The sequence below is a fragment of the Variovorax ginsengisoli genome, from assembly GCF_030486595.1.
Classification (GTDB): Bacteria; Pseudomonadota; Gammaproteobacteria; order Burkholderiales; family Burkholderiaceae_C; genus Variovorax; species Variovorax ginsengisoli_B.
In genome coordinates this window covers 25,951-43,749 of sequence record NZ_JAUJZH010000013.1, presented here as the reverse complement: position 1 = coordinate 43,749, position 17,799 = coordinate 25,951, and the positions used below count along the sequence as shown (strand labels likewise).

Below are 17,799 nucleotides of genomic sequence, written 5' to 3'. Positions count from 1 at the left end.
GAGGATCAGGCGTTGATCGTCGGCTCGGTCGGTTCGGTGACGGAAGTGTCGCGCGCCCAGCCTTCGTTCTCGAGCTTCAGGTGCTGGATGGCGATCGCATTCGCATTGGCATCGAGGTCGGGCAAGGCCTGGAACTCGGACACCCAGCAGCGGTACACGTTGTAGGCAATCACCTTCTGGCCCGCTTCGTTGTAGACCTCGATGATGATGTCCTTGCGGAAATCCTTGAGCGAGACTTCCGCGCCGAGGCCGCCGCCGAAGTTCCAGACCTTGCCGGCCCAGTTCTCGAACTCGGGGTCGTGCGTCACGCCGCGCTCCAGCGTGATGGCGTCGAACTCGGTGCGCCCCGGCGACTTGTGCGAGGTGCTGGGATCGCCGCCGTCGCGGTGCTTGACCACTTCGGTCGTCTTCTTGAGCATGCCGACCTTGCTCACGCCCGCGACATACCGGCCATCCCACTTGACCCTGAACTTGAAGTTCTTGTAGGGGTCGACGCGAAAGGTGTTGACGGTGAATTGGGCCATGGTCTTCTCCTCAGGCGGCGATCTGGCCGGCCAGTTGCTGCAGGCGGATGACGACGAACTCGGCGGGCTTGAGCGGCGCGAAGCCGACCAGGATGTTGACGATGCCGAGGTTGATGTCGTTCTGCGTCGTCGTCTCGCTGTCGCACTTGACGAAGTACGCGGCCGATGGCGTGTGGCCCTGGAAGGCGCCCTGGCGGAACAGGTTCTGCATGAAGGCGCCGACGTTGAGCCGGATCTGCGACCACAGCGGTTCGTCGTTGGGCTCGAAGACCACCCACTGCGTGCCGCGGTAGAGGCTTTCCTCGATGTAGAGCGCAAGCCGGCGCACCGGCAGGTACTTGTAGTCGTCGGCCAGCAGGTCGGCGCCGCGCATCGTGCGCGAACCCCAGATCACGCGGCCGGAGACCGGGAACGAACGCAGGCAGTTGATGCCGAGCGGATTCAGCACGCCGTTGTCGCCATCGCTCAGGTTGGCTTGCAGGCCCTGCACGCCGTTGAGCGCCGCGTCCAGTCCGGCGGGTGCCTTCCAGACGCCCCGCGTGCCATCGGTGCGCGCGATGATGCCGGCCACCACGCCGCAAGGCGCGAAGACGTCGGGCTGTCCGTTGAGCTGCGGATCGGACTTGATCACGCGCGGGAAGAAGATCGCCGCGTTGCGTGCCGCGTCGCCGGTCAGTCCCAGGCTGGCGACGCCGGTCGACGGGTCGGAGGCCTTCGCCGCCGCGGTTTCCTTGACCTGCCCCCAGGCGGCCAGCGGATCGACCAGCAGCACCGCGCGGCGGGTCGCGCAATAGGCCATCGCCGCCTGGTAGACCGCCGCGGCCGTATCGCCGCCACGGGTGTCGGGCGGGATGCACATCAGGTTGAACAGGTCGGCCTTGTCGAGCGCGAAGATGCCCGTCTTCAGGCTCGCGGAGCCCAGGTAGTCGGCGTTCGCGAGATGCGCGCTGTCGACGCCGCCGGCCAGTGCGACGGTGCCCGGCTGCGGTCGCGTGGCAGGCGCGATCGGATGGCCGGCGTTGTCCAGCGCCACCTTCGCGAGCAGCGAACTGCTGTCGAGCACGCGGGCCACGAAGCGCGGGCTGGCCGCGCTGGAGGAGACGTTCAGGAACTTCTCCGTGGCACCGCCGGCCTGGGTGATCGTGAGGTTGTAGAGCGTGGTGTCGGTCGGGTCGCGCGTGGCGTCGTCGACGATCGCCTTGAGCGCGTTGCCCCAGGTGCCCGGACTCGACGCGACGAGGTCCAGCGCCTCGCCGTTGGCGCCGCCCGTGACCAGCGCCGCCGAGGCGGCGACGGCGCCCGACTGCAGCCGCACGATGATGGCCTGGCTGCCGCCGTTCAAATAGAAGTCCTGGACCGCGTAGCTCAGTGGATAGTCCATCTGCACGCCGCCGAACAGCCGCTCGAAGTCGCCGAAGCTGGTGATCAGCGCAGGCTCGCTCACGGGTCCCTGCGATGTCCTGCCGATGAAAGCGGCGACCGAAGTCGCCACGCCGGTGATGGTGCGCACCCCGCTCGGCACCTCCTCGATATAGACGCCGGGGGACAGCAGTGCGGAAGGCATGGTCGACACTCCTTGTTGCAAATCGACACGACGCGCGGTCCTGGAGGCAGCGCCTCGCGCCAGGCCGACGGATCGATGCCCGAAGGGGAGCCGACATTACCCGCGCGAAACATGAACCGCAATAGACTGTGGGCCATAGGCATAGCGCCATGCCCTCGAAGGCCTGCGCCTCAGGGCGGCACGTTGGCCGGGTCGAGGCTCTTGCGTGCCTCGATGCACTTGTTGCGATCGGCACCGGCCGCGAAGGCCACGGCACAGACGTCTTCGGCCAGCAGCGGATTGTTGTTGTAGGCCATCTTGCTGTAGGCATCGCGGGGGCCGGCCGTCTTCTTCATCTGCTGGACGAACAGGCTCAGGCGCATCTCGAGCCGCATGCTCGATCGGCTCGAATGGCTCTCGATGTAGTCGTAGCGGTCGTCGAGTCCCAGCGCATGATGGACCTCGTGCGAAAGCGTCACCGGGCTCGATGCCCAGTTGCCCGAGTTGGGCCATTCGCAGAACTTGACGGTGAACTCGAACACGTCCGGCCCCGACTTGTCGACGAACACGATGTCGACGTAGTAGCCCTTGGTCGTCATCGAGATCGAGCGCTCGATCGCATCCTCGAGGCCCTTGATCTTGGACACCTCGTCAGGGGCGCCGTTGAGCTTGACCTTGATCTTCACGCGGATGTTCTTGGGATCGCTGCGGTCCACCTTGTACTTCTTGCCCTGCTCGCCGGTCCTCTCGACCATGTGGGTGGCCGAGGCGACCGAGAGCTCGTCGACGTCGCTGTAGGCGCCGCCCCATATCGCCTCGGTCTTGAGGGCCTTGTCGACGACCTCGCGGTTCTGCTTGGCGACGTCCGGCGAGCAGCCGTAGCCCGATCCCGTCGAGGTGCCGACGAAGGGCGTAGCGATCGCCTTCAACAGCTTGAAGAGATAGTAGAGACGCTGGCCCTTGGCATCCCCGAGCGGCTTGGTCCTGGCCTGCGCGATGATCCAGGTGACGTTGCCCTTGGACACGCCGTCCAGCGCCTTGAATTCGGGGGCGGCCAGGATCTGGGTCTCGAACGCCGTCGCCTCGGTTTTCCATTCGGCCTCGGTCTTGCGCTGCACGCGCGGCGTGGCGTGGCCCTGCTGCAGCGTGTGCACCAGCTCGTGCGCGAGCAGCAGACGTCCGGCGTGGTGGTCGGGGTCGAACTTGCCGTGGCGAAAGTGGATGTGGTTGCCGATCGTGAAGGCCTGGGCATTCAGCTGCCGCGCATGCTCGTTGTCCGAGGCATCCGCATGGATGCGCACGGCGGAGAAGTCGGCGCCGAACCGGCGTTCCATGAAGAGGCGGGTGGCCGGCGGCAGGGCACGGCCGCCGCCGGTCGCACCGAGGCCTTGGGACAGCGATTCGGCGACCGCCTCGCCCGGCTCGGGGGATCGCTGCAGCAGCCCTTTCTCCTGCTCTTCCTCGCGTTCGCACCGGGCGCAGGCGCGGCTGATGCGCGGGGGCCCAGGCGTGAACGACAACTCGTTGTCGGGCGCCCGCAGGACCTTCTCGGCAATGCGGTCGGCTTCGTGCTCGAGCGGGTCGTCGATCGCCCCGATCGTGAGCTTGCGCTGGACGACCCCGTGCAGGGGCGGGGACCCCACCCACGCTGTGCGGCTGGCGGATTTTCGGACCTGCGTCCTGGCGGCCTGCGGCGCGTACATGGATCGACCCCTTCCGGAACGAAGTGGCGGGCGACAAGAAGAGCGATCGGCATATTAGCCCTGGGCGTGCCGCTTGGGGATACGCCGAACGTTGGGGGCGCCGCGCCTGCCCCGAGCTTGCTAGGCCCCGTGGATCGGGGCACCATCCGCGCCATGCGTCGTGCAAGCCCAATGTTCGATCCTCTGCATCCGGTCGTCGCGCGGCCATCCGGGCCGGTGCGAGGCGCAGTATCGGAAAGCGAGCGAGCCGCACCGAGGCGCGAATTCACGCGCGCCGGCTACAGCTTCGGCGGGGTTCCCATCCATGCGGGCGGACCAACGCCTGGCGAGGTGCCGGCCAGCGTGGATCAGGTCCTGCAGCAGGCCGGAAGCCCGATCGCGCCCATGCTGCTGCGCGACATGGAAAGGCGCTTCGATGCCGACTTCTCGGCCGTGCGGATTCACTCCGGGACCATGGCCGCGCAATCGGCGAGAGAGGTCGCCGCGGATGCCTATACCGTCGGCCGCAACATCGTGTTCGGTGCCGGCCGGCGCGCGGACGGCACCGGCGACGGGCGCCGATTGCTGGCCCACGAACTGGCCCACGTCGTCCAGCAACGCGGCGCCTCCGCCGCGCCGATCCGTCTCCAGCGCAGGGCGCGCGATCCCGACGAAGCCGCCGCGATCACCAAGGAGGAGACGACGCTCGCGGCACTGGCGAAGCGCGCCCTGGCCTCGGGCAAGCCGGCATTTGCCGTGCACGAAGTCGTCTGGCGGCTGATCAACGCCTACGGGCTCGACATGCATTTCGAACTCAGCGGCAGCCGCTACGACAAGGGCCGCAAGGGCGTCTTCGTCGACTTCAAGGGCAGCGGACCCAGGACCACCGGAACCATCGTCGCCGGCGACGATGCGCTGCAGCGGGTCGCCAAGGGCGACGCCCCGGCGCTGGCGAAGGAGATCGAGGCCCAGATCGGGCGTGTCGATACGGCGCGCGGCGCCATCGACTACGTCTTCATCATGGGCAAGGACGCCGCGAAGAGCGGCAACAAGTTCTATACCGAAGCGAAGAAGTTCTTCACGGCCGAATATGCGGGCGCAACACTGGTGGAGGACGTGCGCGACCTCGACGGCATCAACCAGCGCATCAACAGCGGCGGCAAGCCGGTGGCCAACCTGATCATCGTCTCGCACGCGCACCCCGACGGCACCCTGCAGCTCTCTCTCGACGCCAAGGATGCGACGCCGGGCAAGGTGGAGTATGCGGAGCTCAAGAAGGCCAATGCGGCCGGCGGCATCACCCAGCCCAAGCCGGACCTGGTGGGCTTCTGGACCAACGTGCTGATCAGGGGCTGCAACCTCGGGCGCAGCGAGGAGATGCTGGGCGAGGTGCGCACCGCCTTCGGCGGCAGTGCGCGGGTGATCGCGCCGACCCATGGCCAACGCTATGGCGGCGGCACCGAATCGCTGGCCGATCCGTTCTACGAGGAGCCCGGCGCGAGCAAGCTGTCCGACGAGGACGCGTTCAAGCGGATGAAGGCCAAGCCCGAATACGCCTTCGTCACCGATTGGGCCGCGATGCGAAAGAAGCTCCGGCGGACCACCGACCAGAGCCAGGAAGTCGCCTACGACGGCGTCTTTCCGTCCAAGGGCAAGGAACTGGACCTGCTCAGGTCGCAGGCGAAGCAGCTCAACGTGAAGGACTTCACGTTCGGCTCCAGCCGCCGCGTGGGCAAGGACACCGTGTTCACCTTCACGCCGAAAAACGAATTCAAGAACGGCCCGGTCGACATCACGGCCGAAACCCCTCCCAGCGACAGCGAGGCGATCGCGCTGGCGAAGGAGAACATCGCGCGGCCATCGGCCTACACCTTCACCGTTCGAAGAATCCAGTCCGGGCTTAAATTGAAGGTCGTGGTCGATGTCGTGCGGACCGAATGGGAACTGCACCACGCCGAGATCCACAAGGGCGGCAAGGGCTTCGACCCGAGGCCGGGGTCCAAGCCCTGGTACGGCGACACCGACTATTGATCAGCCCGCAGGACGGAACGGCTTGCTCAGGAAGCGCGAGCCTTTCTCGCCGAAGCGCCAGGGCAACTCGATGGCCTTCGAGATGCCGATCCGCGGCCCGACCTCGACCGCCAGCGGCGGCCGGTCGCCGGGCCGTGCGAGCAGCGCGAAAGGGGGCGCATCGAGTGCCTTGCCGTTGAAACTGTCGTCGACACCGAGTGCCTGGCCGACCCGCCCGGGGCCGGCACACAGCAGCCGCAAGTCATCGAGGCCGCGCCGTTCGCGCATGCGTGCCAGGCCGTGGGTCGGCTCCAAGGCGCGGATCAGCACCCCGGCGCCGTGCCCGGACTCGCGGCAGACGAAGTTCAGGCACCAGTGGATGCCGTAGGAGCGATAGACGTAGGCGTGGCCCGGGGGGCCGAACAGCGCGACATTGCGCGGCCGCGGGCCTCCGAAGCTGTGGGCCGCCGGCTCGGTGCTGTCGTAGGCCTCGGTCTCGACGATGCGCCCGCCCACGCCATCGACCAGCAAGGTGACGCCGATGAGCCGGCGCGCCACCTCGTGCGACGGGCCGTCGAAGCCGATCGTCAGTGCGGCGGGAAGCAGGTCGGCGGCAGTCATCGGCGCCGCGGCACGCGCTCGCGCTCAGACCCCTTCGATGACCCGGAGATCGCGCTCGGCGCCATCGTCCAGTGCGGCGAGCGCGGCCTGGTAGGCGGGGCTGTCGTGGGTGGCCGTGGCCTGCTCGATGCTGTCGAACTCGATCAACACGGTGCGTTGGGCGAGGCCGGCCTCGTAGACCTTGGCCGGCACGCCGCGTGCCAGAAAGCGACCGCCGCCTTCGGTGATGGCGGGACCGGCGAGTTTGGCATAGGCCGCCAGCTTGTCCGGGTCCTTGACGGCACGGTACGCGCTGATCCAGTAGGCTTTCGGCATGGTGATCTCTCTTGTTGCTGAGCCGGAAATATAGCTTGCGCCCCAAGTCCTCGCCAACGGACTCACTGTGCCAGCGCGGCGGCTTCAACCTGCATGTCCGCGGCGAGGGATCGCAGGGTCGATGGGGTCAACGTGTCCGCCAGGCCCAGCGCCGCCAGCGCGTGGCCGATGCGGCGCTGCGAATCGAGAATGGGAACAGCCAGCACGGAAATGCCGTTGATGTAGTTGCCGCGATCGACCGCGAATCCCTTTTGCTCCACCAACTTCACTTCCTTCAACCAGGTGTCGAACGAAGGAGGGTTCTCCCAGTTCAGTGACTTGAAGCCGCGGCGCAGCTCGCTGTCGGTCAAGCCGGAATAGTGAGCGACCAGTCGCCCGGTCGCGCTGGTGAGGGCGGGCACCCTGCTGCCGACTTCGACGTACAGGCGAAACGGCCCCTTCGATCGCGCCAGCGACAGCACCACGAGGTCGTCGAGGCCCGAGACCTTCATGCCGATGGTGGTGACGTTCCATCGCTCGGCGATCCGGTCGAGCGCGCTTTGCACGCGTACGGGGAACGGGTTGTTCTCGACCACGCTGCGCGCGAGGGACAACACGCCGACATCGAGGCTGTATCGCTTGGTTCCCGGCTCGAGCTTGACCATGCCTTCGTCGACCAGAACGCGAAGGATGTGGAGGCAGGTGCTGGTGACCAGATCGAGTCCTTCCGAAATCGTCTTGAGCGTCATCGGCTCGGGGCTTCCCGCCAACAAACGAAGAATGGAAAGCGCGCGCGAGACGGCGGGCACGGGACGAACGCGAGGGCCCTTGGCGGACGGTGATGCGGGTGCTGCGACTGGCATGGAGAAGGGGCGGTTCACTGGGTTGGCGAAGCATACGACGCTTTGACCTGGCGTCCGTCGGCCGGCATCGATGGGTCATGCGGACCGCCTGAAGTCATTCTAATAATTGTCTATAGACAATTCATAGACGCCATTGACAATTAAAACGCAGACGCGCAAAGTCTCCCCATCAAGAGCAAACGAGAGACAGCGATGACGAAACTGACGCAATTCACTTCCTATGCGGATGCGCAATCGCGCTGCAGCAGCGCCGGCCTGTGGGCGCTTTTCGATGGCGACGCCGAGCGCATGAACATCGCGCACGAGTGCATCGATCGGCATGTCGATGGCGACAACGCGGCCGTGGTCCTCGTTCGGGCCGACCGCGAGGACCAGACTCTGAGCTTCCGGCAGACCTCCGAAGCTTCGTCCCGCTTCGCCCACTTCCTCGTCGAGCAGGGAATCCGGCCGGGCGATCGCGTGGCGGTGATGCTCGAGCCGTCGCTGGCGTTCTATGCCGCCATCTTCGGCGCGATGAAGGCGGGCGCCATCGCGGTCCCGCTGTTCACGCTGTTCGGCCCGGACGGCATTCGGCTGCGCGTGCAGGACTGCCAGCCGAAGATGCTCGTGACGAACCACGAGAAAGCGGAAGTCGTGGCCGGGTTCGAGGACTTGCGCGTAACGGTCGCCGACGATGCCTTCATCGCATCGCTCGATTGCTTCCCGTCGCGCTTCGAAACCAGCACACGGGCCGACGACCTCGCCATCTTCCAATACACCTCCGGCACCACCAGGGAACTGCCGGATGCCGTCAAGCACACGCACCGGGCGATCGTCACGCTGATGCTCGCGGCGCTCTACGGAACCGGCGTGCGCCCGGGTGACCGCTTCATGTGTCCGTCGTCGCCGGCCTGGGGGCATGGCCTCTGGCACGGAACGCTGGCCCCGCTGGCCATGGGGGTGACGATCGGCGCCTATGCAGGCAGATTCAGCGGCGAGCGGCTGCTGCAGGCCCTGGAGGCGCATCGCTTCAACAACCTGTCGGCGGCGGCGACCCACTACCGCATGATGCGCAACTCGGGCGCCGTGTCGAAACATCGCTACCTGCTCGACAAGCTGTCGTTCACCGGAGAGCCGATCGACAGCGAGACCGCCGCGTTCATCGAGGCCACCTTCGGCCACAAGGCCTGCAGCATGTACGGCACGACCGAGATCGGCGTCTGCCTGGTGTCCTATCCCGGCGCGGCGGACTTCCCCGTCAAGTCGGGAGCGCTCGGCAAGCCGATTCCAGGCCTTCGGGTCGAAGTGCACGACATCGACGGCAAGCCCTGCGCACCCGGTGTCGTCGGCGAGCTGAAGCTGTGGCGCCGCGGCGAATGGGTCGCCACCAAGGACCTCGGCCGCGTCGACGCCGACGGCTACTTCTGGCATGGAGGCCGGGCCGACGACGTGATCATCTCGGCCGGCTGGACGATCGGTGCGGTGGAGGTCGAGGACGCGATCCTCAAGCATCCCGACGTCAAGGAGGCTGCCGCCATCGGCGTGCCCGACGCGCTGCGCGGACTGGTCGTGAAGGCCTTCGTCGTCTCGGACCGTCCCGCCGGCGAGGCATTCATCGAAGAGATCCAGGACGCGGTCCGCACGCGCCTGAGCCAGCACGAGTACCCACGGCAGGTGGCGTTCGTGGCCGAACTGCCAAAGACCCCCGCCGGAAAGATCCACCGCAAGAAGCTGCGCGAGCAAGAGGCCGCCGCCGCTTCGACGCATTCGTAATCCACCCCCTCAACCCTTTCAATCAACAGGAGACGGCATGTCCACCACCACCGAAAGAAGCTTCCCCAAGATCACCGACAACGGCATGGACGAGTTGCGCGAGCGCATCGGCCAGAAGATCGGCGCCACCGCCGAGCCGTGGTGCTACGAGGCAACGCGCGACAACATCCGGCACTACGCGCACGGCATCGGCGACGACAACCCCCTGTGGTGCGACCCCGACTACGCGGCGAAGACGAAGTACGGCGGCCTCATTGCCCTGCCGAGCTTCCTGTTCTCCACCAGCCGGATCGTGTCCGGCTACGTCGGTGGGCTGCCGGGTGTCCATGCCATGTGGTCGGGCGCCGACTGGGAATGGCACAAGCCGGTCCACCGCAACGACACCATCCGGACCGAGGCCTACCTGAAGGACCTGGTCGAGCACCAGACCCGCTTCGCCGGCCGCGCCGTCCAGCAGACCTATCACGTCGACTTCTTCAACCAGGAAGGCGACAAGGTGGCCGAGGCCGACAGCTGGTGCTTCCGCACCGAGCGCGACCACGCCCGCGAGCAAGGCAGCAAGTACAAGGAGGTGCGGGCCCGGGCGCCGCGCCGCTACTCGGCCGAGGAGATCCAGGAGGCGTACAAGCTCTACGCCAAGGAAGAAGTGCGCGGCGCCACGCCCCGCTACTGGGAAGACGTGAAGGAGGGCGAGGCGCTGCCGGTGATGTTCAAGGGACCGATGACCGTGACCGGGTTCATCGCCTATGCGCAGGGTTGGGGCGGCCTGTACATCCGCGCCAACAAGCTGGCATGGAAGCTCATCGACGCCCACCCCGGTGTCGGCATCACCAACCGCTTCGGCATCCCGGACGTGCCGGAACGTGTGCACTGGGAAGAAGACTTCGCGCTCGAGGTTGGTGCCCCCGGCGCCTACGACTACGGTCCGGAGCGCACGTCGTGGCTCACGCATCACCTGACCAACTGGATGGGCGACGACGGCTTCCTGCGCAAGGCGCACTGCAAGATCCGCCGCCACAACCCCGAAGGCGACATGCTGTTCATCAAGGGATTCGTGAAGCGCAAGTTCATCGAGAACGGGCGCCACCTGGTGGAGATCTCCCAGGAGGCTCACAACCAGGACGACGAGCTGTCGGTGATCGGCTCGGGCGTCGTCGAACTGCCGACGCGCGGTTGAGTCGCCTCGCCCCCTTGCCGGGGGCGAAGGCCAGGTGGCAAACCGGCATCGCCTCGGGCGATGCCTCTCGGATCAGCTATGCCAAATACTCCAGAGCGAAGTGCCAACGGGCGCGGGGCGCTAGCCGGGCTGCGGGTGATCGACCTGTCCAGGGTGCTGGCCGGGCCCTTGTGCACCCAGATGCTTGCCGACCATGGGGCCGACGTGATCAAGGTCGAGCCGCCGTCGGGCGACGAGACGCGGACGCTCGGCCCGCCGTTCAATGACGACGGCGATGCGGCTTACTTCACGGCGGTCAATCGAGGCAAGCGCGGCATCGCGCTGAACCTTGCAGTCCCGCAGGGCCGGGAGACGCTGATGCGTCTTCTAGAAGAGGCCGACGTGCTGGTCGAGAACTTCATTCCCGGCACGATGCAACGTTGGGGGCTGGATTTCGAGGACGAGTTGAAGCCGCGCTTTCCCGGTTTGATCTACTGCTCGATTTCCGGCTTCGGAGCGGACGGGCCGCTGGGCAGCCTGCCAGGCTACGACGCCGTGTTGCAAGCCATGTGCGGCCTCATGAGCATCAATGGGGAGCCCTCGTCCGGCCCGACCCGGATGGGCATTCCGATCGTCGATCACCTGACGGGCTACACCGCGCTGACCGGCATCCTGCTCGCGCTGCATCACCGCGACCGCACCGGCCTCGGGCAACGCGTCGAAGCGACGCTGTTCGATTCCGCATTGAGCTTGCTGGTGCCCCATGCGGCCAACTGGATGCACTCGGACCAGGTGCCCGGCCTGCTGGGAAGCGCGCATCCGAACATCGCGCCCTACGACAAGTTTCATTGCCAGGACGGATTGGTTTTTCTCGGCATCGTCAATGACCGCCAGTTCGCCAAGTTCTGCGCCGTGATGGAACTTCCGGCGCTCGCGAGCGACCCGCGTTTCGCGGTCAATGCCGCACGCCTCGAACATCGCGACGCGTTGCGGCAGCAGATCGAGGCGGCCCTCTCGGGGTGGAAGCGAGAAACCCTCTGCAGCGCCTTGATGCACGTCGGCGTCCCGGTCGGGCCGGTACACACGGTGCCCGAAGCGTTCGCGCAGGCCCATGCGTCGCACCGGGCCATGAGTGTGAGCAGCGACGGCTACCGGGGCATCGGTGTCCCGGTGCGCCTGTCGCGGACACCGGGCCGGCCGGGTCGACCTCCGCCGCGCCTGGACCAGCATGCCCAGGAGCTTCTCGGCGAAGCGCCCTGAGCAACGGCAATCGCACCTATAACAAGCAACGGAGACAAAGTCATGAATCGGATCTTCAGCCTCTTGATCGCGCTGGTCGCGCTCTGGACCTCTTCCATCGTCTCGGCGCAAAGCTATCCCAACAAGCCGATACGCGTCATCGTGCCCTACCAGGCAGGGCAGGGGACGGATGTCGCGACCCGGTACCTGGCCGAGCATCTGGGCCGCGCGCTGGGGCAGGCGCTGGTGATCGAAAACCGCGCGGGCGCCGGAGGCAACATCGGGGCCGCCGAAGTGGCGCGCGCTGCGCCCGACGGCTATACGCTGCTCATGGGAACCAACGGAACCCATGTGCTCAACCAGTTCCTCTATCCCTCGATGCCCTTCGACCCGGAGAAGGACTTCGAGCCGGTGGCACTGGTCAGCACCTTTCCGATGGTGATCCTGGCCAACCCGAATGCGCCCTACAAGACCATGGCCGACCTGCTGGCGGACGCCAAGGCGCGGCCCGATGTCGTCAACGTCGGCCTGCCGAGCACGACGTCGCGACTGGTGCTGGAGCTCATCCAGAAGCAAAGCGGCATGGTGATGCGTGCCGTCCCCTACAAAGGTTCAGGCACCTCGATGACGGATCTCATGGGCGGGCAGGTGCTGGTCGCCATCGACACGGCGAGCGCGGCACGTCCCTTCGTCGCGAGCGGCAAGCTGAAGGCGCTGGCTGTGACTTCGCTCAAGGACTCGCCACTTCTGCCGGGTACGCCACCGGCGGCCGGCGAGGGCCTGGAGGGTTTCCAGGTGATCGCATGGAACGGGCTCTATGCGCCCCACGGGACACCCGCCGCCATCATCCAGAAGCTGAATGTGGAGATCGCCAAGATCCTGGCCTTGCCCGAAGCGCGGCAGCGCCTGCTCGAACTCGGCCACGAAGCCGCCGGGGGAACGCCCGACAGCTTGGCGCGTTTCGCCCGCACCGAACGAGACAAGTGGGGGCCGCTCGTCAAGAGTGCCGGCATGAAGCTGGAGTAGCCGGCAGGGGCCATGAAGTATATTCACGCCCATCAACGAGGGCATGGATGGCAACCGACAGAGCAGCACGGACAAAGGCGGGCGCAAGCGCCACGGTCGAGGACCGCCCGACCCAGCTGATCGAGATCGCCTCCCGCCTCTTCGCCACCCATGGCTACGCCGGCACCTCGCTGCGCGACATCGCCGAGCAAGCGCACATCACCAAGGCCGCGCTCTACTATCACTTCCCCAACAAGGAAGCGCTCTACGAGCAGATCGTCGTCGACAACCTCCAGGCGCTCATCGATCGCGTGAGCGAAGCGGTGGAGCAGGCCGATGGCGCGACCGAGCAGGTGCGCGCTTTCATGCTGACCGCGGCGGATGTCTTCGCGGAAGCGCCCGACGCCTGGATCGCCGGGTCCAATGTCTTCTGGTCGAGCATGGGTCCGCAAATACGCGAAGCCGCGGTCGGCCGCCGCGACCGGTTCGAGAAGCTGCTGCGTGGCTGCATCGCCAGGGGCGTGGCCTCGGGCGAGTTTCGCGAACTCGACGCGGCGACGGCGGGGCGCCTGCTGCTGTCGACGCTCAATCAGATGACGCGATGGATCAAGCCCGACGGGCGGCTGAAGCCGCGCCAGGTGATCGAGCAGTATCTCGACATCATCCTGGTCGGGATGAATGCGCCGGGCGCGGCCAAGGGCGCGAAGGCCGCGGGCCGTCGCGCTGCGCCGAAGCCCTGAGGCGCGCTTCTTCAGAGATTTCTCGCTGACCCGGGGTCGTCCTGGCTGCCTGGCTGCTGTATTGCAGCCAGCAGCGCATGGACCGGATCGTCGCCACGCACGCCACCGATCGGCTGCCGCGGACCGAAGCGCTCCGCCTCGCTGCCGTCGGGCGTGCCCAGCGGCCGTACCCAGTCGTACACCACAGTGCGCTGCGCGATGCGCCATTCCTCGTCGCGCTTCTCGAAGCGGTCGAGGTAGCGGCCGGCCAGGAAGACCTCGCGCGCGATGCCTTGCGCGTCGCGGTCGCGCTGCAGGGCCGTGAAGTAGGTCTCCACCGCGGCCTGCATGCCGCGCAGGGTGATCGACAGGTTGGCGACGTTGTGCACCGAGCGCTCGCCCTGGGTGCGCAACTTCTCCAGAGCCCAGTCGACGAATCCCGTGGCGCTGCCCTGGTAGGGCCCGTGGCGGTCGGTCGCGTCGGGCCAGTAGGCACTGCGCAAGGCAGCTTCGTCCTGGCGGTCGATGCCGCGGCAATAGCGAAACATGCACTCGCGGATGGCCTCGCGGTCCATCAGCTCGACCACGCTGGCGTTCATTTCGTTGCGGTCCATAGGGTATCTCCTAGTCAAAAAACGCTTCATCGACTTACTAACCGGCCGGTAGAATTTTCTGCAAATAGAGCACGGAAGACAAGCATGGCTTTACGCATGGAAGGCAAGGTGGCCCTGGTGACAGGCGGCGCACAAGGCATCGGACGAGCGATCTGCGAGCGATTCGCCGCCGAAGGCGCGATCGTCGCGGTGCTGGACATCAAGGCCGAGAACGCCGAGCGCTCGGCGCAGGCGATCCGCGAGCAAGGCGGGCAGGCCGTGGCCTGTGCCGGCAACGTGGCCGAGCGGGCCACCTTCGAGTCGGCGGTCTCCATGCTCGAGCGCGACCACGGTCGGCTCGACGTGCTGGTCAACAACGCCATCTGGGTGCGCTACGGCCCGATCGACGCGATCACGCCCGAGACGCTCGATCGCATGGTCGCGACCGGTTTCAAGTCGGTGGTCTGGGGCACGCAGGTCGCCGCCGGCCTGATGGCCAGGGGCCGCGGCGGCTCCATCATCAACATCGCATCGGCGGCCGGATTCCTCGGCATGCCCAACGGGTTGATCTACTGCGGCGTCAAGGCCGGGGTGTTGGGACTGACCCGGGCCTCGGCGGTAGAACTCGGGCCGAAGAAGATCCGCGTCAACGCCATTGCGCCCGGCACCATCATGACCGAGGGCGTGAGCATCAACGTCGACGAGGCCGGCATGGCGAAGCGCATCGCGCGGACGCCCGTAGGCCGCCTCGGCCAGGTCGAGGACATCGCGAACGCCGCGGTGTTCCTGGCGGGCGACGACAGCGGCTTCATGACCGGCGAGTCGATGCTGATCGACGGCGGCGTGACGCACGCGTTTCTCTGAACCGGCGCCGCACCCATGCATTCGCTCCATCCGCTTTTCTTCCCGTCGTCGGTGGCCATCATCGGCGCCTCGTCCGACCCCGAGCGCATCGGCGGGCGGCCGCTTCGCTTCCTGGTCGAGGCGGGCTTCGCCGGCGCGCTGTACCCGGTCAACCGCAGCGGCGCCGCCGAGATCCAGGGCCTGCCCGCCTTCGCCAGCCTGGCCGACGTGCCCGGCGCGGTCGACCATGCCATCGTCGCGGTGCCCGTGCCGGGTGTCGAGGCCGCATTGCAGGACTGCGCCCGCAAGGGCGTGAAGGTGGTCCAGGTCTTCACCGCGGGCTTCGCGGAGGCCGACGCGGCGGGCGCCGAACTGCAGGCCCGGCTGGTGCGCATCTGCAAGGAAGCGGGCATGCGCATGGTCGGCCCGAATGCGCTCGGGCTGCTCAATCCGTCGGCGAAGTTCTACGCCACCTTCTCCACCGCCCTGAACGGCCTGCGGCCCAAGCCGGGCGTGATCGGCATGGCCACGCAGAGCGGTGCCTTCGGCTCGGCCGCGTACGGCATGGCGACCTTGCGCGGCATCGGGCTCAGCCGCGTGATCGCGACCGGCAACGAGGCCGACGTCGACGTGGCGGAATGCATCGACTACCTGGCCGACGACGCCGACACGCGCGTCATCTGCGCCGCGCTGGAGGCCTGCAAGGACGGCGCCCGGCTGCGCGCGGCGCTGCGCAAGGCGGCCGCCGCCGGCAAGCCGGTGGTCATCATGAAGATCGGCCGGACCGAGGTCGGTGCCGCCGCCGCCGCGACGCACACCGGCTCGTTGGCGGGCAACGACGCGATCTACGACGCCGTGTTCGCCGAGTGCGGCGCGCACCGCGCGGCATCGATCGAGGAGATGCTCGACATCGCTCACCTGTGCGCCGTCACCGGCCAGCTGCCGGCCAACGAGCGCATCGGCATCATGACCGGCTCGGGCGGCATCGGCATCCTGATGGCGGACGACGCGTCCGAGCTCGGCATGGCGCTGCCGCCGATCACCACCGGCTCGGCCGACGCCCTGCGCGAACTGCTGCCCTTCGCGGTGCCGGCCAATCCCTACGACACCACCGCGCAGGTCACCGCGGTGCCCGACGGCGTGGCCCGCGTGCTCGATGCGATGCTGCTGCCCGGCTCGCCTTTCGGCACCCTGTTCGCCTACCTGGCACACGTCGGCCTGTCGCCGTCGCGATTCGCATCGACCGAGCAGCGGATGATCGAGATCCGGGCGGCGCATCCGGACCGGCCGCTGGTGCTGGTGATGCTGTCCGAGCAGGGCGTGACCGAGCGGCTCGAGGCCGCGGGCGTCGCCGTCTTCGCCGATCCGTCCCGCGCGGTGCGCGCGGTCGCCGGTGCAGCGCGGATGGCCAGACTGCGGCGCGAGATGCGCAGCGACAGCCCCGCCGCCAGCGGCTCCGAGCCCCTGCCGCAGGCCGCGACCGAGGCCGAGGCCAAGGCGCTGCTCGGCGCGGCCGGCATCCCCGTGCTGCCCGAACAGACCTGCACCAGCGCCGCGTCGGCCGCGCGTGCCGCGGACGGCATGGGCTACCCGGTGGTCGCCAAGATCGTCTCCGCCGACATCCCGCACAAGACCGAGGTGGGCGGCGTGCTCGTGGGCCTGGCGGACGCCGGCGCGGTGGCTGCCGCCTACGACACGCTGATGGCCCGTGCCGCCGAGCGCGCGCCGCAGGCCCGCATCGATGGCGTCTTGATCGCGCCGATGGTGCGCGGCGGCGTGGAGACCATCATCGGCGTCCACATGGATCCGGTGTTCGGGCCGATGGTCATGTTCGGCCTCGGCGGCACGGCCGTCGAGCTGTTCAAGGACGTGGCCTTCGCCTCCGCGCCGCTCACGCCCGCGCAGGCGATGTCGCTGGTCGACGCGGTGCGTTCGTCGGCCCTGCTGAAGGGCTGGCGCGGCGGCCCGGCCTACGACACGCGAGCCCTCGCCGATGCGCTCAGCCGGCTGTCGGAATTCGCGCTGCGCCATGCCGACCACCTGGCCGGCATCGACATCAACCCCTTCGTCGTCAAGCCCCAGGGGGGCGTGTGCCTGGATGCCCTGATCTCCATGCGCCAAGCCCCCGTCAACCCCAACCCGAGAGAACACGCATGATGGACCTCAAGACACTCACCCTGACGATCGAGGACGGCATCGCCGTCGTCACGCTGAACCGCCCGCCGGTCAATGCACAGAACGCCGAGATGCGGGCGGAGATCACGGAGGTGTTCGACACGCTCAGCGACATGGACGAGGTCGCCGCCATCGTGCTGACCGGAAGCGGCAAGCTGTTCTCGGCCGGCGCCGACATCCGCGAGCGGCCCAACCTGGCGGCCACGCCGGGTGCCTACGGCCGCCACAACCGGCTGGTGCGGGAGTCCTACTACGCGGTGGTCGAATGTTCCAAGCCGGTGATCGCCGCCATCAACGGCGCCGCGCTCGGCGCCGGCTTCGGCCTGGTGATGGGATCGGACATCTGGGTCGCCTCGGAGGACGCCTATGTATCGATGCCCGAGATCAACGTCGGCCTGGCCGGCGGCGTCACCTTCCTGCAGAAGTTCTTCAGCCAGTCGCGCGCGCGCCGCATGTTCTATACGGGCATGCAGGTGTCGGCGCAGGAGCTGTACCGGCTCGGCCTGGTCGAAGCCTGCCTGCCGGCGGCCGAGCTGATGCCCTATGCGATGGGCATCGCGCGCGAGATCGCATCCAAGAGCCCGATCGCGGTGCGGCTGGCCAAGGAAGCCGCGCGCATGACCCTGACGATGCCGCCGCGCGACGCCTACCGCTACGAGCAGGGCAACACGGTGGCGCTGTCGAAGACCGAAGACACCAAGGAAGCGCAGCGCGCCTTCTTCGAGAAGCGCAAGCCGGTCTTCACCGGACGCTGAGCCAGGCGCGTCGTCCGCATTCCAC

16 protein-coding genes are annotated in these 17,799 nt (G+C 67.5%); 9 read left to right on the top strand and 7 right to left on the bottom strand.

What is annotated here, in order from left to right; translation table 11 throughout:
• Window positions 1-5: 5 nt before the first annotated feature.
• The 3 genes from QZH52_RS18430 to QZH52_RS18420 form a co-directional block, all read right to left on the bottom strand.
• The gene (locus QZH52_RS18430; RefSeq protein WP_286538090.1) at window positions 6-524 is read right to left on the bottom strand and encodes a phage tail protein; all 519 of its coding nucleotides are present in this window, start codon (window positions 522-524) and stop codon (window positions 6-8) included.
• Between the two features lie 10 nt (window positions 525-534).
• Window positions 535-2,088 (bottom strand): DUF2586 family protein, encoded by a 1,554-nt coding sequence (locus QZH52_RS18425; protein ID WP_286538091.1) that lies wholly within the window; start codon window positions 2,086-2,088, stop codon window positions 535-537.
• Window positions 2,089-2,258: 170 nt separating this feature from the next.
• Window positions 2,259-3,770, bottom strand: a complete 1,512-nt coding sequence (locus tag QZH52_RS18420; RefSeq protein ID WP_301811756.1) for an eCIS core domain-containing protein — start codon at window positions 3,768-3,770, stop codon at window positions 2,259-2,261.
• 342 nt (window positions 3,771-4,112) lie between these two features.
• Here QZH52_RS18420 and QZH52_RS18415 point away from each other — a divergent pair, with 342 nt between their 5' ends.
• Window positions 4,113-5,780, top strand: a complete 1,668-nt coding sequence (locus QZH52_RS18415) for an eCIS core domain-containing protein (protein ID WP_301811752.1) — start codon at window positions 4,113-4,115, stop codon at window positions 5,778-5,780.
• Here QZH52_RS18415 and QZH52_RS18410 read toward each other — a convergent pair whose 3' ends face one another.
• The 3 genes from QZH52_RS18410 to QZH52_RS18400 form a co-directional block, all read right to left on the bottom strand.
• The gene (locus QZH52_RS18410) at window positions 5,781-6,380 is read right to left on the bottom strand and encodes a DNA-3-methyladenine glycosylase (protein WP_301811750.1); all 600 of its coding nucleotides are present in this window, start codon (window positions 6,378-6,380) and stop codon (window positions 5,781-5,783) included. It lies immediately after the preceding gene.
• 24 nt (window positions 6,381-6,404) lie between these two features.
• The gene (locus QZH52_RS18405) at window positions 6,405-6,695 is read right to left on the bottom strand and encodes a DUF1330 domain-containing protein (RefSeq protein ID WP_301811746.1); all 291 of its coding nucleotides are present in this window, start codon (window positions 6,693-6,695) and stop codon (window positions 6,405-6,407) included.
• A 62-nt stretch (window positions 6,696-6,757) separates the two neighbouring features.
• Window positions 6,758-7,483: an IclR family transcriptional regulator gene (locus QZH52_RS18400; protein ID WP_301811743.1), complete on the bottom strand. Its 726-nt coding sequence runs from the start codon at window positions 7,481-7,483 to the stop codon at window positions 6,758-6,760.
• A 246-nt stretch (window positions 7,484-7,729) separates the two neighbouring features.
• On the opposite strand from QZH52_RS18400, the gene QZH52_RS18395 reads away from it, so the two are divergent.
• From QZH52_RS18395 to QZH52_RS18375, 5 genes are all read left to right on the top strand, one after another.
• Complete coding sequence (locus QZH52_RS18395; RefSeq protein WP_301811739.1) at window positions 7,730-9,289, top strand: acetate--CoA ligase; 1,560 nt, start codon at window positions 7,730-7,732, stop codon at window positions 9,287-9,289.
• A gap of 37 nt (window positions 9,290-9,326) precedes the next feature.
• Window positions 9,327-10,466, top strand: coding sequence for an FAS1-like dehydratase domain-containing protein (locus QZH52_RS18390; protein WP_301811737.1), 1,140 nt, complete (start codon window positions 9,327-9,329; stop codon window positions 10,464-10,466).
• Between the two features lie 78 nt (window positions 10,467-10,544).
• Complete coding sequence (locus QZH52_RS18385; protein ID WP_301811734.1) at window positions 10,545-11,705, top strand: CaiB/BaiF CoA transferase family protein; 1,161 nt, start codon at window positions 10,545-10,547, stop codon at window positions 11,703-11,705.
• A gap of 42 nt (window positions 11,706-11,747) precedes the next feature.
• On the top strand, window positions 11,748-12,710 hold the full coding sequence (locus QZH52_RS18380; RefSeq protein ID WP_301811731.1) for a Bug family tripartite tricarboxylate transporter substrate binding protein: 963 nt from the start codon (window positions 11,748-11,750) through the stop codon (window positions 12,708-12,710).
• A gap of 47 nt (window positions 12,711-12,757) precedes the next feature.
• Entirely contained in the window at window positions 12,758-13,429 is a 672-nt protein-coding gene (locus tag QZH52_RS18375; protein WP_301811728.1) for a TetR/AcrR family transcriptional regulator, read from the top strand.
• A gap of 11 nt (window positions 13,430-13,440) precedes the next feature.
• Here the strand turns inward: QZH52_RS18375 and QZH52_RS18370 are convergent, their stop codons facing one another.
• The gene (locus QZH52_RS18370) at window positions 13,441-14,022 is read right to left on the bottom strand and encodes a nuclear transport factor 2 family protein (RefSeq protein ID WP_301811726.1); all 582 of its coding nucleotides are present in this window, start codon (window positions 14,020-14,022) and stop codon (window positions 13,441-13,443) included.
• 84 nt (window positions 14,023-14,106) lie between these two features.
• On the opposite strand from QZH52_RS18370, the gene QZH52_RS18365 reads away from it, so the two are divergent.
• From QZH52_RS18365 to QZH52_RS18355, 3 genes are read left to right on the top strand one after another with little or no spacing between them, the layout of a single operon-like run.
• Window positions 14,107-14,865: an SDR family NAD(P)-dependent oxidoreductase gene (locus QZH52_RS18365; protein WP_301811724.1), complete on the top strand. Its 759-nt coding sequence runs from the start codon at window positions 14,107-14,109 to the stop codon at window positions 14,863-14,865.
• 15 nt (window positions 14,866-14,880) lie between these two features.
• Window positions 14,881-17,001, top strand: a complete 2,121-nt coding sequence (locus tag QZH52_RS18360) for an acetate--CoA ligase family protein (RefSeq protein ID WP_301811721.1) — start codon at window positions 14,881-14,883, stop codon at window positions 16,999-17,001.
• Window positions 17,001-17,774 carry an enoyl-CoA hydratase/isomerase family protein gene (locus tag QZH52_RS18355; protein WP_286527207.1) on the top strand — a complete coding sequence of 258 codons (774 nt, stop codon included), beginning with the start codon at window positions 17,001-17,003 and terminating at the stop codon, window positions 17,772-17,774. Before QZH52_RS18360 ends, QZH52_RS18355 begins: the two co-directional genes overlap by 1 nt.
• Window positions 17,775-17,799: the final 25 nt, after the last annotated feature.

Bases quoted from the DNA above. Each gene is read 5' to 3' on its own strand.
- QZH52_RS18365 (WP_301811724.1), top strand. From the start codon at position 14,107: ATGGCTTTACGCATGGAAGGCAAGGTGGCCCTGGTGACAGGCGGCGCA.
- QZH52_RS18405 (WP_301811746.1), bottom strand. From the start codon at position 6,695: ATGCCGAAAGCCTACTGGATCAGCGCGTACCGTGCCGTCAAGGACCCG.
- QZH52_RS18355 (WP_286527207.1), top strand. From the start codon at position 17,001: ATGGACCTCAAGACACTCACCCTGACGATCGAGGACGGCATCGCCGTC.
- QZH52_RS18425 (WP_286538091.1), bottom strand. From the start codon at position 2,088: ATGCCTTCCGCACTGCTGTCCCCCGGCGTCTATATCGAGGAGGTGCCG.
- QZH52_RS18375 (WP_301811728.1), top strand. From the start codon at position 12,758: ATGGCAACCGACAGAGCAGCACGGACAAAGGCGGGCGCAAGCGCCACG.
- QZH52_RS18370 (WP_301811726.1), bottom strand. From the start codon at position 14,022: ATGGACCGCAACGAAATGAACGCCAGCGTGGTCGAGCTGATGGACCGC.
- QZH52_RS18390 (WP_301811737.1), top strand. From the start codon at position 9,327: ATGTCCACCACCACCGAAAGAAGCTTCCCCAAGATCACCGACAACGGC.
- QZH52_RS18410 (WP_301811750.1), bottom strand. From the start codon at position 6,380: ATGACTGCCGCCGACCTGCTTCCCGCCGCACTGACGATCGGCTTCGAC.
- QZH52_RS18395 (WP_301811739.1), top strand. From the start codon at position 7,730: ATGACGAAACTGACGCAATTCACTTCCTATGCGGATGCGCAATCGCGC.
- QZH52_RS18420 (WP_301811756.1), bottom strand. From the start codon at position 3,770: ATGTACGCGCCGCAGGCCGCCAGGACGCAGGTCCGAAAATCCGCCAGC.
- QZH52_RS18380 (WP_301811731.1), top strand. From the start codon at position 11,748: ATGAATCGGATCTTCAGCCTCTTGATCGCGCTGGTCGCGCTCTGGACC.
- QZH52_RS18360 (WP_301811721.1), top strand. From the start codon at position 14,881: ATGCATTCGCTCCATCCGCTTTTCTTCCCGTCGTCGGTGGCCATCATC.
- QZH52_RS18430 (WP_286538090.1), bottom strand. From the start codon at position 524: ATGGCCCAATTCACCGTCAACACCTTTCGCGTCGACCCCTACAAGAAC.
- QZH52_RS18385 (WP_301811734.1), top strand. From the start codon at position 10,545: ATGCCAAATACTCCAGAGCGAAGTGCCAACGGGCGCGGGGCGCTAGCC.